The sequence below is a fragment of the Pseudoalteromonas sp. H103 genome (genome assembly GCF_001469205.1).
Taxonomy (GTDB): Bacteria; Pseudomonadota; Gammaproteobacteria; order Enterobacterales; family Alteromonadaceae; genus Pseudoalteromonas; species Pseudoalteromonas carrageenovora.
In genome coordinates, this window is sequence record NZ_LOFG01000021.1 from 117683 (window position 1) to 144396 (window position 26714).

Annotated in this window: 19 protein-coding genes; 9 read left to right on the forward strand and 10 right to left on the reverse strand. The window is 39.6% G+C overall.

Annotated elements, in window-relative coordinates:
- The 4 genes from dndD to ATS74_RS19215 all read right to left on the reverse strand — a co-directional run bounded on the left by dndD (position 1) and on the right by ATS74_RS19215 (position 6879).
- The gene (gene dndD, locus ATS74_RS19200) at positions 1–1992 is read right to left on the reverse strand and encodes a DNA sulfur modification protein DndD (protein WP_058550465.1); all 1992 of its coding nucleotides are present in this window, start codon (positions 1990–1992) and stop codon (positions 1–3) included.
- Positions 1989–3614 carry a DNA phosphorothioation system sulfurtransferase DndC gene (locus tag ATS74_RS19205; protein WP_058550466.1) on the reverse strand — a complete coding sequence of 542 codons (1626 nt, stop codon included), beginning with the start codon at positions 3612–3614 and terminating at the stop codon, positions 1989–1991. The genes dndD and ATS74_RS19205 overlap by 4 nt, the downstream gene beginning before the upstream one ends.
- The gene (dndB, locus tag ATS74_RS19210) at positions 3611–4696 is read right to left on the reverse strand and encodes a DNA sulfur modification protein DndB (protein WP_058550467.1); all 1086 of its coding nucleotides are present in this window, start codon (positions 4694–4696) and stop codon (positions 3611–3613) included. Before dndB ends, ATS74_RS19205 begins: the two co-directional genes overlap by 4 nt.
- A 125-nt stretch (positions 4697–4821) precedes the next feature.
- Positions 4822–6879 carry a DNA phosphorothioation-associated putative methyltransferase gene (locus ATS74_RS19215; protein WP_058550468.1) on the reverse strand — a complete coding sequence of 686 codons (2058 nt, stop codon included), beginning with the start codon at positions 6877–6879 and terminating at the stop codon, positions 4822–4824.
- Between the two features lie 1045 nt (positions 6880–7924).
- Between ATS74_RS19215 and ATS74_RS19220 the strand changes: the two genes are divergently transcribed.
- The 7 genes from ATS74_RS19220 (at position 7925) to ATS74_RS19245 (ending at position 15640) form a co-directional block, all read left to right on the forward strand.
- Positions 7925–8224: a helix-turn-helix domain-containing protein gene (locus ATS74_RS19220; RefSeq protein ID WP_004589614.1), complete on the forward strand. Its 300-nt coding sequence runs from the start codon at positions 7925–7927 to the stop codon at positions 8222–8224.
- Entirely contained in the window at positions 8214–9419 is a 1206-nt protein-coding gene (locus tag ATS74_RS19225; protein WP_058550469.1) for a type II toxin-antitoxin system HipA family toxin, read from the forward strand. Before ATS74_RS19220 ends, ATS74_RS19225 begins: the two co-directional genes overlap by 11 nt.
- 1155 nt (positions 9420–10574) lie before the next feature.
- Positions 10575–11672, forward strand: coding sequence for a Fic family protein (locus ATS74_RS19230; RefSeq protein ID WP_058550470.1), 1098 nt, complete (start codon positions 10575–10577; stop codon positions 11670–11672).
- A gap of 1069 nt (positions 11673–12741) precedes the next feature.
- Positions 12742–13740 carry a glycosyltransferase family 2 protein gene (locus tag ATS74_RS19235; protein WP_058550471.1) on the forward strand — a complete coding sequence of 333 codons (999 nt, stop codon included), beginning with the start codon at positions 12742–12744 and terminating at the stop codon, positions 13738–13740.
- A 287-nt stretch (positions 13741–14027) separates the two neighbouring features.
- Positions 14028–14312, forward strand: coding sequence for a hypothetical protein (locus ATS74_RS20160; protein ID WP_235592038.1), 285 nt, complete (start codon positions 14028–14030; stop codon positions 14310–14312).
- 12 nt (positions 14313–14324) lie between these two features.
- Complete coding sequence (locus tag ATS74_RS20165; protein ID WP_235592039.1) at positions 14325–14504, forward strand: hypothetical protein; 180 nt, start codon at positions 14325–14327, stop codon at positions 14502–14504.
- 2 nt (positions 14505–14506) lie between these two features.
- A complete protein-coding gene (locus ATS74_RS19245) occupies positions 14507–15640 on the forward strand; it encodes a DUF1570 domain-containing protein (RefSeq protein WP_058550472.1) in 1134 nt (377 codons plus the stop codon).
- 154 nt (positions 15641–15794) lie between these two features.
- On the opposite strand, the gene ATS74_RS19250 is transcribed toward ATS74_RS19245, so the two are convergent.
- The gene (locus tag ATS74_RS19250) at positions 15795–17543 is read right to left on the reverse strand and encodes a hypothetical protein (RefSeq protein WP_058550473.1); all 1749 of its coding nucleotides are present in this window, start codon (positions 17541–17543) and stop codon (positions 15795–15797) included.
- Between the two features lie 73 nt (positions 17544–17616).
- On the reverse strand, positions 17617–19083 hold the full coding sequence (gene dgt / locus ATS74_RS19255; protein ID WP_058550474.1) for a dGTPase: 1467 nt from the start codon (positions 19081–19083) through the stop codon (positions 17617–17619).
- A 191-nt stretch (positions 19084–19274) separates the two neighbouring features.
- Between dgt and ATS74_RS19260 the strand changes: the two genes are divergently transcribed.
- A complete protein-coding gene (locus ATS74_RS19260; protein WP_058550475.1) occupies positions 19275–20498 on the forward strand; it encodes an alkaline phosphatase family protein in 1224 nt (407 codons plus the stop codon).
- A 193-nt stretch (positions 20499–20691) separates the two neighbouring features.
- Here the strand turns inward: ATS74_RS19260 and ATS74_RS19265 are convergent, their stop codons facing one another.
- Both ATS74_RS19265 and ATS74_RS19270 read right to left on the reverse strand, forming a co-directional pair.
- Positions 20692–21435, reverse strand: a complete 744-nt coding sequence (locus ATS74_RS19265; RefSeq protein WP_058550476.1) for a zinc-dependent metalloprotease family protein — start codon at positions 21433–21435, stop codon at positions 20692–20694.
- Between the two features lie 29 nt (positions 21436–21464).
- Positions 21465–22178: a hypothetical protein gene (locus ATS74_RS19270; protein ID WP_058550477.1), complete on the reverse strand. Its 714-nt coding sequence runs from the start codon at positions 22176–22178 to the stop codon at positions 21465–21467.
- Between the two features lie 377 nt (positions 22179–22555).
- Here ATS74_RS19270 and ATS74_RS19275 point away from each other — a divergent pair, with 377 nt between their 5' ends.
- Positions 22556–23713, forward strand: coding sequence for a benzoate/H(+) symporter BenE family transporter (locus ATS74_RS19275; RefSeq protein WP_058550542.1), 1158 nt, complete (start codon positions 22556–22558; stop codon positions 23711–23713).
- Between the two features lie 445 nt (positions 23714–24158).
- On the opposite strand, the gene hemH is transcribed toward ATS74_RS19275, so the two are convergent.
- Both hemH and ATS74_RS19285 read right to left on the reverse strand, forming a co-directional pair.
- Positions 24159–25178, reverse strand: a complete 1020-nt coding sequence (gene hemH / locus ATS74_RS19280; protein ID WP_058550478.1) for a ferrochelatase — start codon at positions 25176–25178, stop codon at positions 24159–24161.
- A 101-nt stretch (positions 25179–25279) separates the two neighbouring features.
- Positions 25280–26608 carry an HD domain-containing phosphohydrolase gene (locus tag ATS74_RS19285; protein ID WP_058550479.1) on the reverse strand — a complete coding sequence of 443 codons (1329 nt, stop codon included), beginning with the start codon at positions 26606–26608 and terminating at the stop codon, positions 25280–25282.
- Positions 26609–26714: the final 106 nt, after the last annotated feature.

The following is a 26714-nucleotide window of genomic DNA, read 5'->3' on the forward strand; positions in this document are numbered from 1 at the left end:
TTATATGGCCTCCTGTGCAAGCTCTGCCCAAAAGTAACCTTCTCGCAGGGTTGAACAATTAGTATGTTGGTTAAATTCAATTTCGAACGCGTGAGACACTTTATGCTCAATGGCTTGGTAAAAGTCTTCGTCTACTTCGGTATCGGTTGAAAGCAGTATTACTTGCTCGCTGGCCTCGGGGAAGTAATGCTTAATAAGTTTATCGCGGTGTTTTGAATCTAAACGACCAAGTGGCGTATCAACTACCACTGGCAATACTTTACCCGATAGTTTGCCGAGTGCTTCTAAAATAGCGAAGGCAAATATTTGCTTTTCGCCTGCAGACATAGATTTACGGTTAATAATAACGCCTTCGGCATCGACTAGGTTTACGTCAAAGCTGGTTGGGTCTATTTTAGCCGAGAGCTTTAAATCTTCTTTACGGGCGAGCTTACGGTATGCTTTTACAAATAGCTCTTCTAATTGCGTTACACGCAGCTCTGTAAGGGCGTGTTTAAAGTCGTGCAATACATATTGGCTAAGCTCTACACGCTCAACGGCTTTATCGGCTGAGTGGTTGTTTTTAAGCTTGGCGTAGTCTTTCTCTAAGCGTTTAGCTAGCTCTAACTCTTTAGCTTTTAATTCTTTAGCTTTAAGGAGTTCGCTTATGTACTCTTTGCTTGTTGTATCACGTTGTTTTTCAAGTTCGCGCAGCGATGTATATAGCTCATGTAAGTCGGCAGCATCAGGGGCACGCTCGATATTAATTGAAAGTGAGCTTAATTTATTTTGCGTTTGAGAAAGCGTTGTTGATAGCTCTTTTATTAACGCTTGCGACTGCGAAGCCTCAGTTACTTGTGCGTTTATAAGCGCAAATTCAGAGTCTGAAATATCTAGTTTGGGTTCGGCAAGCGCCGTTTGATTTACAAGCTGACCAAAGTAACTATTTACCGTTGCCATTATATCGCTGCTTTGGGCATCAAACTTTTGATTAAGCGCGCTTTCAAGGTTTGGTAACGCTTGTACTAGCTCGTTGCCAAAAGCTTTAGCCTGTTTAATTTGTTGATCGCTATTTAGCTGCTCAATTAAGTTTTGCATAGCTGTTGGCGCAAGTGCCATTGGTAGGCTGCCGCTTAGTTCTTGGCGTATTTTAGCGGTTAGCTCTTTTTCAAGCTCAATAAGCTCAGAGGCTTGTGCTTGCTCTTGATCTTTGGTTTTAGCCCATGCGCCACCTTGTGCTTGTATTTCGTGCTCTTTAGTGGCTATTTTATTTTTAAGCTCTGTTAGTTGTGCACCAATGCTATCGGCTTTATCTCTTGTAGCATTGACTTGTTGAGTGATTTGCTTTTTTTGATCTTCAGCGGCTTTAATTTTTTTAAGCGTGTCTTTATCGGCAGTTTCTGCGCCTAGGCCTTTTAAGTAAATATCAAGGTCGTTGCTTAGGCGGTTTATAATATCGATACCTAGCAGTTTTTGTACGGCCTCTTTTAAGTAAGAGCCGGTATCGTCCTCTGCTAGCTCTGCTATTTTTTCGCCATCAAAAAAGAATAAATCACCAATACCCGGCGGTACTATTTCATGTAAAAATGCTTGTACCTGCTCTGAGTTTAATGAAGTATCTTGCTCGCCATTAATAGTAAGCGTTAACTTTTCATCGCCCTCAAGTTGCCATTTACGGGTTACTTCGTAAAGGTTATGTTTGCCTTGATGAGTATGCGAAAAGCTTAGCGTTATACTTCCTTCGGCATCTTGCTGGGCTTTGGTAGCTGTTTTATTAGTCTGCTCGTTTAAGTAGCTTAGGTAATCTTTTTTAGTGATTACAGCACCCAAAGCGCGTTTACCTAATAAGGCTAAGCGAATGGCGGTAAGAATAGATGTTTTACCCGCGCCATTTAAACCACCAAATAAAATAATAGGGCGCTCAAACATGCCTTCTTTACGCGGGTCTAAGTCTATAGTGGTTTGGCCGTTAAAAACTCGAAAGTTATTTAGGGTCAGTGTTTTAAAAATCATTCTATGCCCTCAGCTTTGAGCAATGCAGTAATTTGTTTTAGGTCGTCTTCTAGCGCTTTTACTTCGTTACTTTGGCGCATTTGGTTCTGACGAATATCTAAATTAGAGGCAATAATAACTTCGGCACTTTCCCAGTCTTGCTGAATTAAGCGGCCAATGCGATTAAAAATACCTGTACGACGAGCAAGGCCACTCATTTGGGTTTCAACATCTATTAGCTTTTTAACCATTTGCGGCGATACGCCATGCTTAGGTGCAATGTCGTTAAGTAATTGACCTTCGGTTAGGCTAAATTGGTTAGAGTCGTCTATTGTCCAGTCGAGCTTTATGCCTAGCGCATCAAATACAATACCGGGTAGGGTATCGTCCCAATCAGGCTCGTTGGGATCGTTTAACCATTCGTGCCTTACTGCGTGTAATTCATCAACGGTAATTAACTCTACATCACGGCCTTGGTCGTTAAATTGCTTTTGTATATTAAGCAGTAAGCGCATGGCATGCTGGCGATATTTTAATTTGTAAGGGCCTGTTGTGTAGTCGTCTGTTAATACGCGCTCTTTGTCTTCTTTTAGGGTTTTAAACGCTAAACGGCCATCGCGACGAATATGGTTGCGGTATTTCTTTTTAAGCTTAGGCGATGTACTACGCGATAAAATATTGCGGTATTTAAGTAGTGGTGTCATCCACTGCTCGCCGTTTTGAATTAGGCTTTCCATTGCGCGGTCGCGCGTGACTACGGTACATGTCCAACAACCAAAACGTGAGTTACCACACGATGGCGTGGTTTCATCAATAACCATTGGGCACTCGCCTTGGCCTGATGAATCTTTGTATAGGTTCCATAACACAAGGTTCTTACCGCCCCATGGGTTTTCCCACTCTAGGTCGTACTTATCAAACCATTTGTTTTTAGTGCCGTATGGCGTTTCTTCGGTTTTTAAGTGACACAGGCGTAGAATTTTCCACACATCGTCAACACTCCATGTATCAATTGGTGTGTAAATAAAGGCGTTGCTTAAAGTGGTGTGTACGGCGAGATCGGAACCATCGATTTTGTGCTTTTTAATTACTTGCGCACGGGATGCGCTTTCTTGCGAGCGAGAGCCTAATACAACAATTACTTCGTCGTATTCACTTACGCGCTCTTTTATAAAGGTGCTTACAGGGTCGATTTTCATTCGCTCTGTACACCAACGAAAGTTACGCGTTGGTGCTGGGTAGCCTTTACCAAGTAAGTTAGCCCAAAACGTATTATTAGATTTTGGCACTACTTTATGTGAGGTAATTGGTAAGCCTTCGCGCTTTGCACCTTCTTCAATCAGCTTTAGTGATTTATCGACGTGATCAACCACCATAGGTGTTTCTACCAAGGTATCGGACGCGACTACAAAAACAGGCTTATGACGGTCTTCTGGTTTTAAACCAAGTAATGCAAAGTAAATTAGAGTCATCACGGCAGATGAATCTTTACCGCCACTGTAACCTAACACCCATGGGCGTTTGTCAGCCATGTATACTCGTTGGGTGTCGGCTACAAAGTTATGTAGTTGGCTACCTGCAAACGATTCGTTTTCGATAAATTCGATGTAGTCTTCTAGATCGTACTGGTTTAATAATTTCATGCGTTTAAGTATTCATTCTCTTTTTGTACATCTTCTTTCGAAAGAGGGAGGCCAATTTCACGTTTTATTTGCATGCTGGTAAGGAAAATATTGCTCATAGCTTTTGAAAGTCTGCCATGTTGCATTGCTCTATGAGCCCAAGCAGGATTACTTTTAAGCCAGTTGATGTTGGCAATTAACTTAAGCTTTTTTTGTTTTTCTGATTCGCTCAGAGTTAATAAGCTTTTACCAACTAGTGCAAGTGCCTGAAGACCAATACCATGTGCCGAAATATACTCTTGTCGAAACTCAGCAGCCGAAAGCTGTTTGTTTTGTACTTGTATCCATTCTGGCATATAAATATTTAGTGCTTCCCAGTACTTTGCGGCAATTTGCCTTTCGTCTTCGTTAAAGCCTTCCTTAGTCCCTTTACCAAGTAAAACGCGGTTTGCTTGTTTAATGCCACTAAGGGTAAACAGTTTACTACTTTTAACGGCAATTGTAGAGCGTTCAAACTCAGTAAATCCTGCAAAAGGTTTTGTATTTAAAGCTAAATAACGAGCAAGTTCAGATGCTTGATCGCGGTGATCGTACATGGTGCCGAGCGATGGGCTAGGGCGTACTGCGTATTTATTTAAATCGGCAAACATTTGTTGGCTACGTTGTAAGCCTTCGTCTACAAAAAATAATACGGCTATGTTGTCTTGGCTGAGCTCTGGGCGCTCTTTTATAGCCTCTTCAATAGCTGCGCGACGGTGTTGCCCATCGTTTATTAAAATTTGCGCATCCATTGGTACTTTTAAGCTCCCAATGTTGCTGTTTTTATCTACTTCGATAAAGTCAATTTCAGCCCCAATTGAGGCGGTTATAGCTGAAAATACATAATCGTGCGGTGACTCAACTAAGTAACGAGCCATTTCTGGTATGCGGCCTTTATTGAGAGTACGTTGTGCTCTGAGCTCTACGGGGACTTCTTCTTCGTCATACATGAAGATTTTAGGTATGAGCCTTAAAGGGCAGGTTGCTATATAAAATGGTTTGCCAGCCTGTTGGCCACGAACTGCGGGGAAGCTGTAGCAATAATTGCTTTCAAGGTTGCTCATAGTTTAATCTCATCACGTAAGGTACGTAATATTATTACGTACCTTACGTGATAAATACAGTTTTTATTGTTTTATTTATCGCAATTTCGATACGTAGAAATATAGTTCCTTGTTATGAATAGGATTTATTTCTTAAAAAATTTATCTCCCTTCAACTCAACAGCCCAATATTCAAACACCTTTTGTAATATGGGCCAGTTGGGCCATTCTGCTTTGGTCACTCCTTTGAGCATATCGGCTAATTTTTTATCAAACCGTTGTTGGCTTTTGTATTCGCTACTGTCTTTTTGTAAATAATCTACTTTGTTATAAAAGGGCTGGTAGGGGTAAGCCTCGCCGTAGTAAAAATAGTCTATATCTTGCTCTAGCATTTTTACTTTTATTCGCTCAGTGAGAAGCGGCAGCTTTTTATTAAAGTCATCGTATTTTAAAAATGTTACTTTGCCTGAACGCATATGTATTTTTACTAAATCTACGTCGTCAATATCGCCATACAATTGCACGGCACAGCCTATGTAAACACGCAGTATTGCGGGGAGTTGGTTTAAGTAACGAGTGGGTAAAATGTATGAGTGGTTTTCGTGTAACTCACCGAGCTGAATTTGATCAAAGGCTTGGTAACAAGCATTACCAATATTAGCGGGCTCTGCAATCGAGAAAAGCAGTTGCTTTGCTTGCTCTAATGCTTGGTTGTAATCGCTAAAATGTACTTTTAAATCCCGCGTTAACCTTGCAGGCATATGACTTTTAGCTTGGCGTTTACCAAATAAGCTAAGTGCAAAGTAAACGAGTAAATCGTCTTTTCGTTTTTGCTGTGCTTGCTCAAATTCATTTTGTTCATAGTAATTTTGTAGCAAGTTAAATGCTTTGTTATGGCTGGCAAAATATTTGCGCAGTGTTGTACTTTGCTCAAACTCGTCGTTTGCAGGTAAACGGCCGTAGTGCAGGCAGTGCTTCCAAAAATCATCAAGCAGTGTTTGGTGTTTTTCAAACAAGGTTTTTTGCTGGGCTTTGGGTAGTGCTTTTGGCTGTGGCCTTTGGGTTATATGTTGCCAATTATAATTTTGAAATTGTAGCTCTAGGTGATGAGCCTCTTCTAATTGTGGGCATTTAAAAATAGCAATTATACCTTGCCCAAACGCCATTGTTTTAACGTTTAGGGTTTGCTCTATGTAAGCTCTTATTTGAGCTTGGCTATAGTACTTTTGAAAGGTATTCCATTTTGTTATTACGCCATCTTTGTATTGTTTAAAGTGTTCTTGTTTGGCCTCATTGGCGAGCATTACCGATACTAAAAGCATTTTTTTAGTATGTTGGTAAGCCGCTTTTAAAGTCTCTTTTCGCTCTTGTTGATCTTCAATAACATTAAGTACAAAGCCCAAATTAACAATATCACTTGCTTGCTTATTTCCGTTTGGCCTGTGTACTGGATCCCACGCGTTAATGTTGAGCCCATGAGCTTCTAGCTCTGTTGCGTCGTCTGCTAGGCCGCAGCCGTAATCAAGTATTGAGTAATCACCATTTAAATAACCGTACTTTGCCAGCTTTTGAAAAGGCGCTGAAAGTCTATCGCGGTTTATTGCTGTTAAATGGCGCTGTATTGTTTGTGGCTCATTTTTAACTATCGGCTCTGGCAACTCAGCTATTTTGTTTAGTCTGCCTTGTTCATCTAGTTCAAAGCCTTTACGTTTAATTAAGTTTTGCCATTGCTGTTTATAGCCGATACTTTTGGTGTTTTGATACAGACCTATTTGCTCGCCTTCTTTAGTTATAGCTTTAAATAATGCGTAATGAGGGTAATTAGGCAGTACAAAGGTTTCTTTACGGTGCAAAATAGGCGGATTATTTGAGTTACTGTAGTTGGTTGTTTTTATTGTTTGCTCGTCACCATCAATTGTATAGCTGGTGTGGAGTTCGGGGTATGCGTATTCATCAAAGTGAGGGTAGTTAAGTAACGTAAATTTTAGATCGCGTTTATAGAGTTTAATTAGGTTCCAAGGCTCATTTGTGTTTAGTTTGCTTACGGTGCTTTGAATAAAACTTAGTAACTCAAGCGGTAGCGCTTCCTCTAGTGAGCTTTTGTGTAAATAAATAGCTGTTGGTAGTGATTTACCATGTTTGAGGTTTTTTACTAAATCACGGTATTGAGGGAAGTTTAGCGTTGAAGATAAGTTAGCAGCCATTAAAATTACTCAAACAGTTAAGATAGTTAAATATACATAACGGTAATACCAACAACAAATTTAAAGGCCGCTGTTAAGACAATCCCCCCGTCATTTTGCCTGAAAGGACTCAATTGATGAGTAATTGATTGCATGGAAGCAAGTGAAGCCGTGACTTCGCCATGGACGGCGAATACACGGCGGTTACGTTCATATTGATTTAGGCTTTGAGGAAATTGCAAAATGCTCGGGGCGCCGAAAGATTCCAAAGAGAAGTCGGCGGTTACTTCTCTTTGGTTGCCATCGCCAACGCGATATTTGTAAATTATTTTAAAGCTTCGCTTTTCGCGCGAGCAAGCTGAGCGCCTACATTAAATTTAAAGGCTGTAGCTCAAATATTTCCCCCTTCAACTTCACCTGAAAACATATAATTAATGAATAATTGCCTCGCATGGATGTGAGAAAAGCGATGCTTGCAAATGGGTGAAAAACGTAGTTTTGAACGAGAGGGTAGGGATATCCGAACTGGGCAGCGTACAGGGATGTGAAAGTTATGCGTTCATCGCGTTTACGTTCATATTAATTTGGTGTTTAAAGATAAGTGAAGTTGCGGGGCGCCGTGGGTGACGAATGACCAAAGCGTAGCTTTGCAGCTTGAGGAAGTGGAAGCATGGATGCTGACAGGAACCCGGCTTCAGGGATGAATTATTAGCAGCAGAGCTTGTTTGAAGAAGATCGCCCCTTGGTTGCCATCGCCAACGCGATATAAGGAACTAAAAACACAGAGCGCGAGCAAACTTCGCGCCTACGTCGAGTTCTAACAGAACATTTTGATATAACCTTGTAGACGCGCAACTTGTTGGCGTTTTAAAAGCAGGGCTTTTACGTTGTTAATTTATTGAGTAATGAGAAGCTGCGCTTCTAACGTGAGCAAGCTTGGCGCCTACGGTAAACTTGAATGCCGCTGCTCGAAGCTCATTACGTCTCTATTTAAATAATATTGCAATCATAATAAATACCGCTAAACTAATCATTAATGTATTAATGACCGATTTGGTAGTCATTTATGAGATCAGAACAAGCATTAAAGCTGGCGCGTCGCTTGGGTGATTTAATTCGTCAGCATCGTACTTTACTTTATACCCAGAGCACGTTCGCTAAGATGATTGGTGTATCTCGTTCCACGGTACAAAAGCTTGAACAAGGAGAGGTAGTAAAAAGCGATATATTGTTTGAAGCCCTTGTTGTTCTTCAATTGCAGGGCTCATTGCTGGATGAAATTAACGAGCTAGCCGCAGATGTGGGCGGTTATAATGCAAGACAGCGTAAAAGCAATAAAACTCAGGTGATTAACGATGACTTCTGAAGCTTATGTATTTATTGACGGTTTAGAAGACAGCCCCATAATTTGTGGTTTTTTTAAGTTAAATCCACAAACTGGCCGAGGTGAGTTTAATTATGGTAAAAGTTACCTTGCGCGCTCTGATGCGTTTGCGCTCGATCCGCTGCATTTACCATTACAGCCTGGCATAGTTAGTTATTCTGCCAATAAAGGTGTGTTTGGGGTGTTAAGTGATGCGGGAGCTGATTCGTGGGGGCGTAAGCTTATACTGTCGTTACATAATACCAAGCCAAAGAATGAGCTAGAATTTTTACTCGCAGGGTCTGGGTATGGTGTTGGCGCCTTGGTATTTAGTTTGTCGCGCAGCGCATCAAAACATAAAGCGAATAAAAATACATTAGCCGATTTAGCCTTGTTAGATCAAGCAAAGGACGATTTGCTCGCCAATAAAGCGATTTCACAGGAAGCAAAAAAAGCCTTTGAATTTGGCCAAAGCATGGGGGGAGCAAGACCTAAAACCTCTGTGAAAATTGATGATAAGCTTTATTTAGCAAAGTTTAATCGTCAAGACGATTTGTTTAATTTAGCTAGGGCTGAGCATGGTGCTATGTGTATGGCTAATGAATTGGGGATTCGCACTGCAAATACCCGTATTCATGAAACAGAAAATGGCGATGTTCTGTTAGTTGAACGTTTTGATGTAAGCGATGACTTACCAACTCATCACTTTTTAAGCGCCAATAGCTTATTACAAAAACCAAAAGTCGCGATAAGCGACTTAGCAACATACTATAGCTACGGTGAACTGGCAGAATTTATTCGCCACCACACAAGTGAGTTCGCTGCTGATGCTACAGAGCTCTACAAGCGAATGGTATTTAACGTGTTTATTGGTAATACCGATGATCACAGCCGAAATCATGCATTTTTGTATCACTTTGCTGGGCAAACGTGGCGTATGAGCCCCGCTTATGATATCACCCCTATTAATAACTCAAAGCAGCATGGCATAGGGCTTGGTGATGATGGCCGATATGCTAGTATCGATAATTTATTGTCGCAAGCCAAACGCTTTGGCCTCAACAAGGCTCAAGCAACAAAAATAATTGCAGAGGTTGAAAGCTATACTCGCCAGTGGCCAACGCACTTTAAACGTTTTGCTAATATCAGTGATATTGACATAAAGCGCTTAGAAAGCGTGATCCCTCATATAAGTTAAAGATTATTTAAGCATTCATTAGATAGTTAATGACTGATTAAGTGGTCATTTATTGGTTGGCGCTTTTATGAACCATAAAGAAGAAATGAGAAGGCAGCGGGCTTTTGGTAAAACCTAGCTTGTAGCTCTAAACCAGCGCCAGGTTAGTCGGCCTGAGCTTTATTTGTGGGCTGATAAACGCCATTATCTAACGCATAAAAGTAAGCTTGATAGCGGACGGTTTGCTCAAATTTAAGTAATTGCTGATTAAAAAATTTCAAGCCGCTGCTTACTGTGTTCGTTATTTTTGGCGAGCATCATAAAGCTTTGAGATGATGGTTAATCGAGCTAGATAAGTTAGGTAACTTACTGGCCAAGGCAAAAAGGTAAAGTTAACTTTAATATACATAACGGTAATAACAACAACAAACTTAAAGGCTAATGCCAAGACAATTTCCCCGTCATTTTTGCCCGAAAGGACTTAATTGTGAGTAATTGATTGCATGGCGGAATTTTGTTCCCGATAAATTCCAAGTACCTAAATCCCTTTAGGCAATGCAATTAAAGCCGTGACTTCGCCATGGACGGCGAATACACGGCGGTTACGTTCATGTCGATTTAGACTTTGAGGAAATTGCAAAATACTCGGGGCGCCGAAAGATTCCAAAGAGAAGTCGGCGGTTACTTCTCTTTGGTTGCCATCGCCAACGCGATATTTGTAAATTATTTTAAAAGCTACGCTTTTCGCGCGAGCAAGCTCTGCGCCTACGGTATATTTAAAGGCTGCTGTTAAAGGCGCTCCATATTGTTGGCTGTCGTCAACGCGATATTAGTAAATTATTTTAAAAGCTTCACTTTTCGCGCGAGCAAGCTGGGCGCCTCCAGCCAATTTTAAGGCTGCTGCTAAGGCGGCCTCTTTTTGATTGCCGTCGCCAACGCGATAAAAGTAAATACATTCTAAAACCTGCGCTTTTTGCGCGAGCAAGCTACGCGCCTACGGTTAAAAATCAAAGCGCGTAGTAAAATTGCATCTACAAAGTTTAAATTACTGTTGTCTATAATTTAAAAGGCGGTGGTGCTTAAAAACAATGAGGCAATTAACTTTACTATTCGCCTCATTGAATGAGGCAATTAAATCATATAGACTGAGGCTAACTAACTTAAGGGCTAAAGACTATGTGGATATGGCAACAACAAAACTGGCCAAACTTTACGTGGGACGATGCGGCGCTTGCTCCTTTACTAAGGGAGCTTTCATATAACCAAGGTTTGTTAGTGGGCCGTATGGGCGTGCAAAGTGCTCATCAAAAGCAGCAGGCTCTTGATACCTTACTTGCAAATATTATTCACTCCAGTGCGATTGAGGGCGAAAAGCTTAATGCATTTTCGGTTCGCTCTTCGCTTGCTAAAAAGCTCAACATTAATGAGCAGCCTTACCCCACAACAGTGCAAAGCGACAATCTTGCAGAAATTATGCTTGATGCAATAACGAACACAGATTCGCCGCTTGATTTAGAACGGGTGCTTAACTGGCATCGGTTATTATTTGCCGATGAGCAAAGCTTGCTTACTAACATTGAGGGCGGGCAGTTGCGTGGCGGCGAGCCAATGCAGGTGGTGTCGGGGCGTTTAGACAAACCAGTATTACATTTTACAGCCCCCCCTAAAAAGTTAGTAAACAAAGAGCTGTTACTATTTTTTAATTGGTTTAACAACACGCAAAACGATCGACAAATAGACCCTTTTATTCGTGCTGCTATCGCACACTTATGGTTTGTAACAATACATCCGCTTGAAGATGGTAACGGGCGTATAACACGGCTTATAACCGATTTGGCTTTAGCACAAATGTATGCAGAGTCTATTCGGTTTTATGCTATGTCGGTGGCTATTTTAGACGATAGAAAAAGCTACTACGAGGTGCTAGAAGCCACGCAGCGTGGTGGGCTTTGTACAACACAGTGGATTAAATGGTTTTTATGTACGCTTAATAATGCGATACACCATACGCTTAAAAACATTGAGCAAACAGTTTTTAAAACCAATTACTGGGCAAGTAAAGAACAAGCAAAACTAAGTGAGCAACAGGTAAAAGTAATTAATAAATTACTCGATGGCCAATTTGAGCACGGCATTAGTGCCAGTCAGTATCAAAAGGTGGCTAAAGTTAGCCGTGCGACTGCAACGCGCCATTTAGCTGATTTACAAACGCTTGGTTTCATAACAAAAACGGCTGCCGGTGGGCGCAGTACACGTTACAAAGTTGCCCAATGAGGCAATTAAATTAATATTTGACTCACCATATGAGGCGAATAGATGTTTAAGTTGAACAAGTAATGTTAAATGCTTTAATGAGAGCGCAAGGTAAACTTTTGTCCAAAATTTAAAGCTTCGCTTTTCACGCGAGCAGGCTTTGCGGCTAATGTGTAAATGGTATTTTATATGTAGTAGGTTGCTATGAGTGTGATAAGCCGCGCTGTTACCTCCCTCGTAGGTTTAAAACAGTATCTTAATGTGAATCATTCCTACCTAAAATTTTTTGCTGGTATATAAAAGCAAACAAATAAAGCATACCGATATTTATAGTAACCAATTTGTACCTATAAAGTAATTTATTAGCGTGTGGTTTAATAAATATGCAGCTTTTACTTATGTGAAATTGAAATTGCTTAATAAGTTACTTGATAGACTATTCGATCTTGGTATTATTGTGGGTCTATATAAAAAAATTACTGTGTAAGGCGTTTTGTAGATTTACAAATAATGGGTAATTTACGCAAGCAATCGTAGATAATGAAAAACACGGTGTTCAATAAGTAGTCAGCTCGTCATTTTTAGAATTGATTTACTTTAAGCTAAATTTTTTATCAATAGTATGAGTTAATAGCCTGGAAATACTTGGGCATTAGTTTCACATTGTTAAATAGGTACAAGCTCTAATTTAGGTTAGTAATTAAAACTATTAATGATAAAGGGTTGGTTTTTAAAATTTTGTACTATTTAACTATCAGTAATAATAGTTGGCTATTTTTTAAATGCAAGTAAACCTTATGTGTATGAAATAATTTGTAATTTAATAATAGCAGTTTGTATTTTTAGTATTTAACACTGCCCGGCCTTTAAAATAGCGGCTATTTAGGCAATATTTATTGATTTGGTAGTTAAATGTTAGTATTATTTTTAGTCAATAAATATTATAAATATAAAACAGTTTATATTGTTTTTTAAAATTATAATTTTAAAAGTTATTGTTAATAATTTTTATTTGGCCTTGTTCAAATAATCACGCAATTTTTTAATTGCTGTACACGGATGTTTTTAAGATGATTAATAGGAAATTTTTATGCACAATATTGGGGTAGTGATACCATTTTATCAAAGAGATAAAGGGATACTATTAAAGTCTCTAAAGTCTATACTTGAACAAAAATGCTCAAGTGAAATAAATTATTATGTTGTTATTGTTGACGACTGCTCCCCACTTGCATTGTCTGAAGAATTATCTCAACTACCTACCTTACCTAAAAATGTACACCTTATTAGCCTTTATCATAAAAATAATTCTGGCCCAGCGATCGCTAGGAATACAGCTTTAAGGCATATTCAAGAAAAGCTCAGTAGTGTTGTAGATTACGTTGCGTTTTTGGACTCTGATGATCAATGGGGCGAGAAGCACTCTTCTTTAGCCTTAGAAGCATTTGATTTAGGTGCTAATTTTTATTTTGGAAATACGGACCGTGATGGTTTTTATGATTCAAATTGGAATACAGATATCCCTGAAATGGAACAAGACCTTAGTCGTTTTTCAATAGGTGACTCTCAGTTTATTATTGATTCGTCAGTTGTTATTGAGTCTATGTACAATAAGTACTTATCGCAAACCTCCACTGTTATGTATAGGTTAAACAAGTTCCCTGATATTTTATTTTGTGACCAATTAAGGTTTGCAGGGGAAGATGAGTTAATGTGGTTGTTACTATGCGCAGGCGCAGACAAAGTAGCTTATTACCCTTGTGATGTTACCAAATGCGGTAAAGGGGTTAATATGTTCTTTTCTAATATTAGTTGGGAACTGGTCGGCTCTTGCAATATTATGGGAAGTAAAGCATTAGCAACCGCGATGATTTTAGAAAACATAGAGTTAAATTCTAAACAACGAAAAATTTTAAAGAAAACGTTTAACTCTCATTGTTATGTTTATTTTAAACTGATGATAAAGCATGCTTTTAAATTTCGTGAAATAGATTTCAAAAACACCATGCTGATAGTGAAATACTTACTAACTAAAGACCTTTCTAGTTTAAATAAGCACGAATGTGTTGAGGCTAAAATTTATAATTAAACTAAGTGTTCCTCATTTGGTTGCAGTTTATTTTAAATGTTAAAGTTAATAATATTTAACTATTTAAATTTTAATATATGTTTTAGTTTATAAATAAATTATAAACGTAATTAAGCTAACTTTAATTTGTTTATATTAAATATTCTTGTTTATAAACAAAAGTATTTAACTATAAATAAAGGCGGTAAATAGGCTTTTATTTATAATAAATTATATCTTTTAAATTTAATATTTACCCTCCAATTAATCCCCTTTTTAATTTCTGCTAATTTATACAGGCTTACCAAATGCTTAAATGGATTTTAATATTAGTGCTTAGCGTGTTTGCAACATTAACCCAAGCAGGTACAGCTTACTCACAATCTCAATGCGACAGTATTAAAAAGCAACGCGAAGCTATCCGCTCGCAATTTAGAAGTAGTTGCAGCACAAAAGAAGGCGAACACTTAACTGCGCGCGATAAAGCGTTATTTACCTTACTTGCTAATCACTGTAGTAAGCCTAAAAAGAGTAGTAGCGTTTCTTCTATTGCTTCAACTCGAACGTCTAACAGCAATTGGTTACTTAACTAAAATGTATCTAATATGTCTTTACACAGCGATAGCTATAAAGATGCAGCTAAACTAGATGCTTGGTCTAAATTTTATAAACTGCCTAAACGTTGTCGTAAAAAAGGGATGGAGTCGGCCGATTTTGTGTGGTGTAGCGAATACAGAGGTAAACAAAAAGATTTATTTGAAGCGCAGTGGCAAGGGCGCCCATAACGATGTTTAACACAAAGTTACGCATAATATTTATGTTTATTGTGTTGCTTATAGCATCGGCACTTATTGCTAATCATTTTACGGGGCGGGTGTTTAATTATCACGACCCTGTGGGTGAGGTTAAACGAATTTATAATGGTTTAACGCAAACGATTGTTACTAAACCACAATTTATAAAACGTTTAGATAATCAAAGCACTGTAACTTTACAAAATACGCCAGTAGCTATGGATAATCATTCGCCACAAGGCGATATTACGCGCTGCGTGGATGTATCGTTAGGTAAAGTTAAATACAAACAAAATGGCGATATATTTACCTGGACCGACACTGACGGCGTACAGCACTTTAGTGATAAAAAACCTGACTTTGCAGTAGCCACTTATAACACTGGTTTTATTGAGCCATTAGATTATTTTGATCTCACATTAAATACGCCTAATTTACCCTCGTCGTTTAACCAGGCATTACACATCAAACTTAATACGGTGTTTAAAGTATATGGCCAGATTATTGGTGTGCACGCGCTTAAAAATGTAAAACTCAATTTAACTGTATTACCTACGCGCCGTGCTTACGAAGCGGCAATAAAGCAACGAGGCGCTAACCCTACCAATACGGCAGGTATGTACTTTCATGCAAGTAATTCTGCCTTTATTAATTATGATAATGAACATGCTGCAATGCGAACTGCAATACATGAGGCTGTGCATGCTATTAATAAAGCGGTATTAGGTTATACGCCTAGGTGGCTTAATGAAGGATTAGCTGAATACTTTGAACTAACAAAAAACCATATGCAAACAGGTATTGTTGAACCTAATAGTTCATGGGTAAAAAATAGCAAAATTACAAAAAGTGTATTCACATTTAACTCGCTAATTACTTTGGATAAATCTTGGAGTAAAAGTGATACTAGCAAGTTATATGCAAGCAGTTGGGCTGCTATTTATTTTTTGATGGACTCGCATTCAGGCAAAGTTTTACTTAAAAACATAATGCTTGCTGAGCAAGAGTTACCTTGTAATAAGCTATCTAAAAAACAATTGAATACTTTGCTGAATGAGCAGTATCCTGATATTGATAGTCAATATTCAAAGTGGTTAAAAACCTCTTTTAAAACACATAACTTTTAGCGTGAATGGCAATTTAAAAGCTTCGCTTTTCGCGCGAGTAGGTTTTACGCCTAAGATGGTTGTAGCAAGCTCTGGTATTTAATTACAGACCTCGAGCTTGCTCTCGTTAAAACCCCGAGAATATTTGTAAGCGCAGCAAACCAAAGAGTAAGTGCTACTCTTTGGTTTTCATATTTTTAGCGCGTTCTTCTGCGTCTATAAGTGCTTGTGATTTAGGGGCACGTTTTTTCTCTTCTATTTTTGGCTTTTCTGCAGAGTTTGGATCCCAGCTTTCATCAAGTGATAGGTTTGCAAATGGATTGCTGCTATCTGCCTTTTTAGGCTCTGGTGCCGGCTCTGGTTTTGAAGGAGCTTGCTCTGGCTCTTCAATTAGTGGCGTAATGTTTTCAGGTTTATTTTCAGGTACAGGTTCAACTTTAACTTCTGCTTTTTTAGGTGCTGGCTTTTTACCTGGAAGTGGTGCGCTTGGGTCAAATGTACGTACTTCTGGCTCTTTAAAGTCGTGCTCGGTGGCGAATGATGTAGCCTCATTGTTTGCTGTTTCATTGGGTGTATGTAAGTCAGCAACAGGCTCGCTGGGCGTTATTGGCTCAGGCGTGTTTTGTGTTTGCTCTACTGTATTGCGCTCAGTTTCTGTGTGGGTAGGCTCTGTAATTTGAGCGCCGTGATTACGCTTTCTTTTTACTGGTTTTGCGTCAGGATCAAATTCACGTATTTGTGGTTCGCTAAATTCATCGGCGCTTTTTATGCGCTCTAACGTGGTTTTGGCTGCGGCTTCAAACTCGGCGGTATTAGGCTCGGTTTTTTGTTTAGCATCGCTAAAAGTAGCGCTAGGTTCATCAGTTGGCTGAGCGCTTTGAGGCTCGATAGCAACGGGTTGTTCAGTGGTATTAATTGCTTCATTGCTGATTAGTTGCTCATTTGGCTGCTGAGCCACTTCCTGAGTTTCGCTTTTTGTATTTGGTAAATTAGCCTGCTCAGCTTTTACTTCTACAGGTATTGGTTTATTTAGCTCTGTGCTTTGAGTTGAAGGTGCTTTATGTTGTTTTTTAATAGGCGCAGCTGCAGTCGTACTTTCGGTATTTACTTGCTCAGCGGCAGGCTCTGGTTGTTTAGTCTTTTTAGCTGCGCTTTGCTCACTTTTAGCATTTTTAATTAAAGCGGCTGCGGCCATAACTGGCTCGGTTTTTTGTTGCTTAGCGCGGCGTATACGCACTAATACCATTGCGCCAATTAGCACCACAATAACAATAATTAAGGTCGGTAATAACAGCGAGCTTGAATTTTGGTTTGCCGGTGGTGGTGTAACTATTGGTGCTGGTTTGCTTGGTACTTTTTTAGGCGCCGTGTTTTCAGGTGCTGTGTTTACCGGCTCTACTTTTGGTTGTTTAACTGGCGGTACGGCTGGGGTTTGGCTTTCATCTGTATTGTTATTAATTGTGTTTTGCGCTGCGCTTTGCTCATTTTCGGTTTGTGTTTGTGGCTGATCATTAGCTGTATTTACATCAATGGTTATTACATCGTTTGTGTTTAGCTGCTCACTTATTTGCTGCTTTTGCTCGTCTGTTAAATTAAGTGTTTCTTCGTTTATGTTATTAGCAGGTGCGACAATGGGCTCAACAACAGGTGCGGGCTCTACAATTACAGGCTGAGGCTGAGTAACTATAGGCGTTGGCTCTGGCTCACTTATTTGCGGCTTAGGCTGGGTTTGAACTTGTTTTGGCTTATTACAATTGTTTTTGTAGTCGCGCGCGGCTTTTCGGTATTGTCGGCTGGCTTTATTATTGCTGTTTTGCTGCATTTCTTGTTTTATTAAAATGCACATGGCTTCGTTGTAAGCAGCGCTTTGTGCGCTATAAAAAAGGGCAAAACACAGAGTAAGTCTAACTAATTTTATGATCATAAAGTAACAGCGCTTAAATATTAATAGTTTGATTTTAAGCGCAAAATTAAAAATTATCTAGGGGGCGCGCGACTTAGTCGATCACCATCAGGCTGCGGTATTCATCATATGCAAATTGATCGGTCATGCCGCTTATGTAATCTTGAATTAACCTACAGCGATAATAAAACTCGTACGCTGCAAAGTGGTCAGGCTCTTCTTGCATGGCATCTATTGCATGTTGGTAACTGTTTAGGTGTTTTTTAGAGAGCTTTTTAACTAAACGCGACTCTATTAATAAGCGTGAGTCGCCATTAAGTGCTCGCCTAAAATCGTCGCTGGTTAATTGCAGCAAAGGTTTATAACAATCAAGCAGGCCGTTAATTATTCTATAGCCTTGTAGCTCTAGTTTTTCTACCTCTTTATTAGAAAAAACATGCTCAAGCGCTACTTGTTTAAGCGTTTTAGTTACGGCGTGTAAATGGCTTCTGTCTTCTAAAAGGGCTTGGTTAAAGTCGCCATGGTAAATAGGCTCTATGTGCTTAATAAAGCGTTTTGCCGCATGATTCACCAGCGGGTGGAGCAGTGCTACGCGCAGGTATATAAAAAATTCGCTATTAAAGTTATATGGCTGAGCCTGTGCACGATCGAGAGCGTAATCTACCGCTTTATCTACAAAAGACAGATGCTCAGCATCGGCTATGGTTAGGTTTATAAGCGCTTTTTTATATTGGCTTTTAAGTGCTTGGCACAACAGCTCGGTGCTTATTATGTCTTTTTCTACAGCGTCTTCTATGTCGGCTAGGCAATACGAAATATCGTCGGCGGCTTCCATTATGTAACTTGCGGGGTGGCGGCAATACGGCTCAATGGTTAGCTCGTTTTGAAGCGCTTCTACAAACGCTTTTTCGCTGTAGTAGTAACCTACTTTTTTCATTAAGTAGTTTTTGTTTTGCGGTATGTCTTTTACATCAAGCCCTGCTGGGCGAGTGTATTTTAAAATCCCCGCGCTTTGGCTGTAGGTTAAATTAAGGGTTTGCAGCGAATGAATAATGCGTATGCCTTGTGCGTTACCTTCAAAATTACATATATCGAGTGCAAGGTGTTTAAAAATAACGCCTATGCCGGTGTTTGGCTCTTTACAGCGCTTTGGTGTAACACTTGCTAAATTATTATTAAACCAGTGATTTATTGCAGCTTCGCCAAAATGTCCAAACGGTGGGTTGCCTATATCGTGCATTAGGCAGGCCATTTCTACTAAGCTTTCGAGCGGGCGTTCTAGCCCTTTTAAGCCAAACTCGGTTTGTTGCTCAAAGCTTAAATTAGCAAAAATGCGCTGCACTATAAAACGGCCCACTTGTTGAACTTCGAGTGAGTGAGTTAACCGCGAGCGCACTGCTGCGTTTCGCTCTAGCGGAAAAACCTGGGTTTTTTGCTGCAACCGACGAATAGCTGCACTGTTAATTATGCGACCGCGATCGCTTTCCATCGCCATTTGTAAATTTGCAGTCGTGCGATACATGCGCGCGGGGGTTATTTTTTTACTAAAGTCGATAGTCATCGGAGTCCTTGCTTAGTGGTGACGACTGGCAAAGTAAATGCGCGTTGTCATTCGTTTTTAATACTTACTTGTTAATATATACATCTAGACGAGTTAGGTACAGGTGCTTGTATCATTTAAGGCCCGGCAATTGTATTATAAAGCTATATTTTTCAGTATTTAACGCATTTTAATGTAGGCGAGTATTTGTAATGAAGTATGTATTTTTAAAGGCAATGATGTTGGCTCTTTTAGTGTTAACCAGCCAAGCGGCATATGCGGCAAAAGAGCAAACAGTGGTGCTGGTATCAATAGATGGCCTGCGTTGGGATTACATAGAAAAACACGGCGCGCCTAATTTAAAAGCAATGGGGGAGCGCGGTGTAAGGGCTCAAAAGCTTATTCCGGTTTACCCAACTAAAACGTTTCCTAATCATATTTCTATAATTACGGGTTTACTGCCTGTAAACCATGGCATTGTAGATAATAACTTTTGTGATAAAGCCCGTAAAAACGAGTGTTACAGTATGGGTAAAGGCATGGGCGATAGCACGTGGGTAAGCGGTATTCCACTTTGGAATTTAGCAAAAATGCAGGGGCTAAAATCGGCTACTTATTTTTGGCCAGAGTCGGATGCGCGCTTTAATGGCATGACGCCCGACTATTACTTTCACTACTCTAAATACAGTGAGTACCAAGGCCGTGTTGATCAAATAATACAATGGTTAAGCTTACCTAAAGCACAGCGTCCACGCTTTGTAGCGAGTTATTTTTCGTTAGTAGATAGCATGGGGCATGAGTTTGGGCCAGACGCGCCGCAAACTCGCGATGCGGTAAAGCAATTAGACGATTTAATGGGCCAATTACAAACCCGATTAAGCAAGTTAGAGCAAGACGTTAATTTAGTTATTGTATCCGATCACGGTATGGCGCACGTAGACCCTGAGCAAAGTATTGATATTTCAACACTGCCACAAGACGATAACTTTTTAGTTAAAAACACAGGCCCTCGTTTATTAATTTATACGCAGCCAGATGCTAAAAGTGCAGATATTGAAGGCTACAAAGCACGTTTAAAAAAGGCTGCTAATGGGCGTTATACAGTGTTAAATGACGAGCAGTTAGCTGGGTATCATTATAATAAGGGCACTCGGGTGGGCGATATTGTAGTGCAAACTACAGCGCCGGCGGTATTTACCAATTCAGATAAAGCAATGTATTTAGGTACTCATGGCTATGCCTATACTGATGACATGGCGGCATCACTTGTAGCGGTTGGCCCAGCCTTTAAACAAGGTGTAAAACTAGAAAAAGTAAGTAACCTTGATATTTACCCAGTACTTGCAAAAGTAATGGGGCTTAAGCTTTTAAATAAAGTAGATGGTGACGGTAAAACGTTAATGCCTGCTGTAAAACAAAAAATAGTAGTGCATTAATTAGCAGCACACTTTTAGGCTTTTAGTTACTACTTTTTAGTTATTACTATGGTGTAAGTGTACCTATTACCAAATATTATAAAGGTGGACGCAACATTAAATTTTGTTAATGATTTAAAATAAAAAAGAGCGCAAATGCGCCCTAAAGGGAATAACAAACTAAGCAGGCTATATACAGCCTGCTTTAAATCACTTACTTAAAGTTAGCAATACTTGTTTTTGTGTCGGTAACAGTACGAATTGCATATGCTTGGTTAGTTACACCAAACGCTAAACCGTTTACTGTCCAATTAGGGTTAGAGAAGTAATCGTATTGTGTTGCGCTACCGTAAACGTGCGGGTAAGCCATTATACTTGCAAATTCGTTTTGAACGCCGTGGCCCATACCATCAACATACACGCCACCCGATGTATCGCCTTGCTTACGAGAATGCGCTAAACCTTGGTTATGACCAAGTTCATGTACAAACGTAGTTGCGCCACAATCAATAGCAGTAATAGAGTACATACGATCGCTCATTGAGCTGTATAAATTACCGTTAGTGCCTTGGCCAACCCAGGCTAAGCCGCACGAAATTAAACCGTTACCAGCACTTTGGCCTGTACCTAGTACAGCAATCATGTCGGCTTTCCAATCTGTGCGTAAACCATCAACGTAACTGCTGTCGGTAACAGCGTCGAGCCACTCCTCAGACGGTGTTACTGCGTAATCGCCTAGGTTTTGTGTGCCTGCTAAGTTAAGTGTAATGTCTACACCATTTTGGCTATAAACTTGGTTGCTAAAAGCAATTAGCTGGTTAATTTTTGTTGTAATGTTACTTGTAGCAGCCGCCGATTGATCAGTATATAAAATACCAATATTAATCGTTTCTGCTTGAGCAACACTTGCTGCACATAACGATGCTGCTATTACGCTTGTTGAGATTACTTTTTTCATTGTTGTATTTCCTTACTTTTGTAGTGGTTTTAATTTGTTAAGTTTTCATCTTTTTTAGGTGCAAATACATCAACTCCTTTTTGTGTATTTGGCGAAAGCGAACTTGTGTCGTGTTCAATATGGCTTTTGTATAAATCACGCTTAGCGGCTATCCAGCCATATTTACCTTTACTTTCAAAAACGTAATTACCATTAGGGGTCGTAAATTGCCCGTATACAGCGTCTTTACCTACGGTTAAAACGGTATTGTGCATGTTCCCATCTATACCTGTTACTTGGCCAAAAATACTTTTATCGCCATTGCTAGCCTCACTCACGCTTGTAATTTCTGCTGTGTAGGTTTCTGCAGATTGCGGAATCGCTAAATCGAAGTTATCACCCATATTTAGTGCTTTTAGTGTTGGTAAATCAAACTCTATATAGGCTTCGTTGTTTAAATCGGTTGGTAGAACTTTGGCATTTTTAAGTATTGCTTTTGCATCATCCGAAAGCTTATTTATGGCATCAAAGTGCTCGGGTATTGAGGTTTTTGCAGGCTCAATATTTTTAACTGTTATTGGATCTTTGCTCATATCAATTGGTTGAGGTGCTTTTTGATTCGTCGCAAATTTAGAGTTCACAGGCACTACGTCAATAGCAATTGGGGCGATAGGTTTTGCTGCTTTTTTGGGAGTATTTAAAAATGAATAAATAGCATATGCCGATAAAGGAATGGCAATAATTAAGGCAACATAACGTTTCATTTGTTTCTCTTATGGGGTTTAAAGTTAACTAGGTGTTATGTTTTATAGTATAAAATAGTTTAGATCAAGTTTATAAATGTAATCATAAAGTGGTAAGAGGTGTTTTTGTAACTCATTGTAAAAAGGATCTTTACCTATTTTAGGACTGCTAAATGTAAATTTATGTATTGGTTTTTTACAATGTTCATGCGCCCTGCAGGGCTGTTTTTAGGTACTTGATTTGTTTTTATAATTACAATTATAAGTATGCTTTTTAAGCGTTAAAAAAAGTTTAACTATGCGTGAAAATTTTTCATTGACCATAGCGTAATAGCCAATTGCAAAGCACTAACATGCAAAGTATGTTGTTTGCTGTAAAAATGAAGTATGAGGGATTTATGAAGGTATCTGATCAGTTGCTTAACCGAATTACAGCAGGGCTTGTAGCTGTAATTATTGGTTTTTCGAGTTCAATTGCACTGATTTATCAGGTAGTAATTACTTTAGGGGGCACGCCGGAGTTAGTTGCCAGTTGGGTTTTAATGCTGGGTTTAGTAATGGGTATAACCTCAATTGGGTTATCGTATTATTACAAAGTGCCGGTTTTAATTGCGTGGTCTACTACAGGGGCTGCACTGCTTATATCTAGTGCGCAGGGATATAATTTAGGTGAGGCAATTGGCGCGTTTATGCTCAGTGCATTGCTGGTTTTTTTGTCGGGTATTACTGGTTGGTTTGAAAAAATAATGAACCGCATACCTAGCGAACTGGCCTGTGCGATGCTGGCAGGCGTACTGGTTACTTTTGGTATTGATGTGTTTAATTTTATGAACGATATGCCGCTAGTAATTGGTTTAATGGTGCTCACGTACTTTATTGGCAAACGTTTTTTTGCACGTTTTGCTATGTTAAGCGTACTTATTGTAGGTGTGATGCTTGCTTGGCAAATGGGGCATATAGATACCAGCGCACTGCAATGGAAAATAAGCGAGTTTGCTTATATTGAACCCGTTTTTGATCTTCAAGCTTGTATTAGTATTGGCTTACCGCTTTATATAGTAACCATGACGTCGCAAAATTTACCTGGTATAGCGGTATTAAAAGCACATAAATATAAAGCGCCAATTTCGGCATCTTTAAACGTTACAGGTTTTGTAAATTTACTAACCGCCCCATTTGGTGCTTATTCAATTAATTTAGCCGCGATAACCGCTGCAATTTGCATGAGTGATGAAGCCGATAAAAACCACGATAAACGTTATTGGGCAAGTATTGCAGCCGGTGTATTTTATATTTTAATGGCGCTGAGTGCCGCTACGCTTGTTGGGCTGGTAGCTAGCTTACCTCAAGCTCTAATTTTAGCTTTAGCGGGTATTGCATTATTTGGCACCATTGCCAATAGTTTACAACAAGCACTTAATGGCAGTGAATATACAGAAGCCGCCATAGTTACGTTTTTAGTTACTACATCTGATTTAACTATGCTGTCGGTTGGCTCCGCCTTTTGGGGAATAATTGCAGGTGTTTGCACGGTAATGATCACCCGAAAAGATTAGATGATTTAGTTTTTGTGCTATGTATTTCTTGGGCGTATTTATTCTTTGAAATAGTTTGAGTAGCTTGTATTCATGTTATGAAAAATTACGAGCTGCGCTCGTCACGCCAGCAAGCTACGTGCCCAAAAGCATGAGCTAATCGTGTAGCAGCGAGTTTAACTCGTGCTTGTATTACATTCTATCGCGGCATAAATACTCTGCTACTCATGAATTACACCACAGAGGACACAGAGGCGCTTCGCGCTACACAGAGAAAATACAGGTATAGGTTCATGGCTTCTCCTGTTCTTCTCCTTCACTTCTCTGTGGTTCATTTGTCCTGTACACGTGGAGTTTGATCGCGCAAAATATTAGCTATGATATTTAATAAATGTTTATCTTTAAAATTAAAAAGCGGTGTTAAATGTAACACCGCTTTTTTTGCGAACTATGTATTATTCATGCTTTAGAGCATAGGTTTGATCACATCAAATATGGCATCAATATGATCGTCTCTGTCGTTTAAAGCGGCTATGTAGCGGTATTTTTCGCCGCCGGCATTTTCGAATATTTCACGGTTTTCTTCTTCTAGCTCTTCAAGCGTTTCTAGGCAGTCGGCACTAAAAGCTGGGCTTATAATAGCTACATCGGTGATGTTTTCATCTGGTAAGGCTGCAAGAGTTGCATCTGTGTAGGGTTTTAACCATTCAGCTTTACCAAAGCGACTTTGAAAAGTACTTATAACTTTGTCTTTATCTAGGCCTAGCTTTTCAACAACTAAACGTGTGGTTTGCAGACATAGGCAGTGATAAGGGTCACCTCTGTCTAAAAACAGTTTAGGCATGCCGTGATACGAAAAAACCAGTTTTTGTGGCATACCGTTTTTTTCTAAATCTTCACTTATACTATTAGCAAGCGACTCTATATAACGGGTATTTTTGTGATAACCATTTACAAAGTGCAGCTCTGGCACCCAGCGCCATTTGCGCAGTACATTAGAGACCGCGTCAAATGTTGAACCCGTCGTTGGGCTTGAATACTGAGGATACATTGGCAAAATAATAATACGCGTTAAGCCTTTATCGCGTAGCGCTTCAAGACCTGCCTCTATAGAAGGATTACCGTAGCGCATAGCCATAACAACTTCGGTGTTTGCATAACCTTGCTCTTTTAATAAGGTGTTTAATTTAAGGCTTTGCTGGCGAGTTATGTGAGTAAGCGGCGAGCCGTTTTCGGTCCATATGCTTTCGTATAATTTTGCAGAACGTTTAGGGCGTACGCGCAAAATTATGCCATGTAAAATTACCATCCATACTAGGCGAGGAATTTCTACAATACGAGGGTCAGATAAAAACTCACGTAAATATGTACGTAGTGCTGCAGGCGTTGGCGCATCGGGGCTGCCTAAGTTAGTAAGTAATATCCCCGTTTTTTGATTAAAACGCCCGTCGTGGGGATTGTCAGTAACAGCAGAAAATCGCGACACGGTGTGCTCCTTCAAGCAAAGTTAGTTAAATAAGCAAAATTTTAGGTTATGCAAGGTAGATTTAGCCACATTGTAACGAAAAAAACTGCGGTTTAGATCAATCATTTAGCGCTTTTAACCATTATTCTAAATGGTGCTGGTTTTTTAGCTTCAAGCTGTTGTAATTTTTCGATTGATTTTGGGCTAAATACATGTCCTTTAGGTAGTAACATTATACCAGTGTGGTTATGCAGTGCATGGCTTAGCACCATGTTCTCTTTAAGCTCACTTGCTTTACAAATTTGTATAGTACCAGCGCTACTTAATTTTTCGTTTAATTTTGCGTGGCTAGCTTCAAGCGCGCGTACAATTTTTGGGTGATAAAATGAGCCACTGTAAAGTTTTACGCTTTCAAGAGCGTGTTCGTGGCGCTGTTTATCGTCAGTTATATTGCATTGCTCGAACGCATCCCAATAATCGCGCGCCACACCTAATACCATAGCACCTATTGGAATATCGTTTCCGGCCAGGCCTTTAGGTAACCCATTTCCATTATAACGCTCAAACTGATGGTAAATGGCATCCGATACATCGTGTAAATGTATGGCAGGCATAAGCATTAGCTGTGCTGTACTTGGGTGAGTGTAAAATGTTTTACGTTGTTGCTCAGTTAAAGAGTTTACTGGTTTTTTATAGAGCTCGGGGTCCATTGCGAGTAAGCCTATTTGCGCTAAGTAACCTGCCATAGGGGCAAGGTCGATACTTTTTTGCGATAGGTTTAAATAAAGCGCTATTTGCGTGCAGGTATTGGCAATATTTTGTGCTTTATTGCCATCTAAGTATGGGTTTGCATTAATAAAATTATAAAGTAGCTCTACGGTTGCTTTGTGCTCGTGTTTTTCTCGCTCGTTAGCCGCCTCTAGTTGTTTTAGCACTTTTTTAATTTGTAGCGTTCGCTTTTCTACGCTTTGCTCTAATGTGTTATTTAGCTCTAGTAACTCTTGGTTTTGTGCTTTAACTTGCTGCTCTAGCTTTTTATTTTGTTTTTTTAATGCAAACTTTTCAAGGCTGTCTTTAATACTACGAAGCAGTAAGTCGTTTTGCCATGGCTTTTGAATATACCCATTTATTTGCCCTTGGTTTACTGCTGCAAGCGTGGTTTCAATGTCGGCATAGCCAGTTAAAAGTATACGCTGGGTGTCGGGGGCAATAGCGCGTGCTTTTTCTAAAAACTCAGCGCCGTTCATTCCAGGCATTCGCATATCACTAATAATTAAGCCAAACTCGTGATTTTTAAAAAGCGTTAGTGCGCTTTGTGGGTTGTCACACACTATTACCGAAAGCTCATTCACTTTAAGTAAACGTGTTAACGAACGCAGTACAATTTCGTCATCGTCTATGCAAAGTACATCAACTTGATTAATAGGTGTGCTGGATGTTGTTTGTGTCATGGTTCACCTTGAAATTACTACTGCTTAAATAATAGCTTAAAACTGCTACGGCGTATTTATCGTTAAAGCAATTTACTATTTTGTTCAAAATATACACTAAAGTAAT

What these genes read in the sequence shown, in the direction of transcription:
- dndD (WP_058550465.1), bottom strand. Translation starts at nt 1,992, where the DNA reads ATGATTTTTAAAACACTGACCCTAAATAACTTTCGAGTTTTTAACGGC.
- ATS74_RS19285 (WP_058550479.1), bottom strand. Translation starts at nt 26,608, where the DNA reads ATGACACAAACAACATCCAGCACACCTATTAATCAAGTTGATGTACTT.
- ATS74_RS19270 (WP_058550477.1), bottom strand. Translation starts at nt 22,178, where the DNA reads ATGAAACGTTATGTTGCCTTAATTATTGCCATTCCTTTATCGGCATAT.
- dgt (WP_058550474.1), bottom strand. Translation starts at nt 19,083, where the DNA reads ATGACTATCGACTTTAGTAAAAAAATAACCCCCGCGCGCATGTATCGC.
- ATS74_RS19260 (WP_058550475.1), top strand. Translation starts at nt 19,275, where the DNA reads ATGAAGTATGTATTTTTAAAGGCAATGATGTTGGCTCTTTTAGTGTTA.
- ATS74_RS19215 (WP_058550468.1), bottom strand. Translation starts at nt 6,879, where the DNA reads ATGGCTGCTAACTTATCTTCAACGCTAAACTTCCCTCAATACCGTGAT.
- ATS74_RS19225 (WP_058550469.1), top strand. Translation starts at nt 8,214, where the DNA reads ATGACTTCTGAAGCTTATGTATTTATTGACGGTTTAGAAGACAGCCCC.
- ATS74_RS19275 (WP_058550542.1), top strand. Translation starts at nt 22,556, where the DNA reads ATGAAGGTATCTGATCAGTTGCTTAACCGAATTACAGCAGGGCTTGTA.
- ATS74_RS19245 (WP_058550472.1), top strand. Translation starts at nt 14,507, where the DNA reads ATGTTTAACACAAAGTTACGCATAATATTTATGTTTATTGTGTTGCTT.
- ATS74_RS19235 (WP_058550471.1), top strand. Translation starts at nt 12,742, where the DNA reads ATGCACAATATTGGGGTAGTGATACCATTTTATCAAAGAGATAAAGGG.
- ATS74_RS19220 (WP_004589614.1), top strand. Translation starts at nt 7,925, where the DNA reads ATGAGATCAGAACAAGCATTAAAGCTGGCGCGTCGCTTGGGTGATTTA.
- ATS74_RS19265 (WP_058550476.1), bottom strand. Translation starts at nt 21,435, where the DNA reads ATGAAAAAAGTAATCTCAACAAGCGTAATAGCAGCATCGTTATGTGCA.
- ATS74_RS20160 (WP_235592038.1), top strand. Translation starts at nt 14,028, where the DNA reads ATGCTTAAATGGATTTTAATATTAGTGCTTAGCGTGTTTGCAACATTA.
- dndB (WP_058550467.1), bottom strand. Translation starts at nt 4,696, where the DNA reads ATGAGCAACCTTGAAAGCAATTATTGCTACAGCTTCCCCGCAGTTCGT.
- ATS74_RS19250 (WP_058550473.1), bottom strand. Translation starts at nt 17,543, where the DNA reads ATGATCATAAAATTAGTTAGACTTACTCTGTGTTTTGCCCTTTTTTAT.
- ATS74_RS20165 (WP_235592039.1), top strand. Translation starts at nt 14,325, where the DNA reads ATGTCTTTACACAGCGATAGCTATAAAGATGCAGCTAAACTAGATGCT.
- ATS74_RS19205 (WP_058550466.1), bottom strand. Translation starts at nt 3,614, where the DNA reads ATGAAATTATTAAACCAGTACGATCTAGAAGACTACATCGAATTTATC.
- ATS74_RS19230 (WP_058550470.1), top strand. Translation starts at nt 10,575, where the DNA reads ATGTGGATATGGCAACAACAAAACTGGCCAAACTTTACGTGGGACGAT.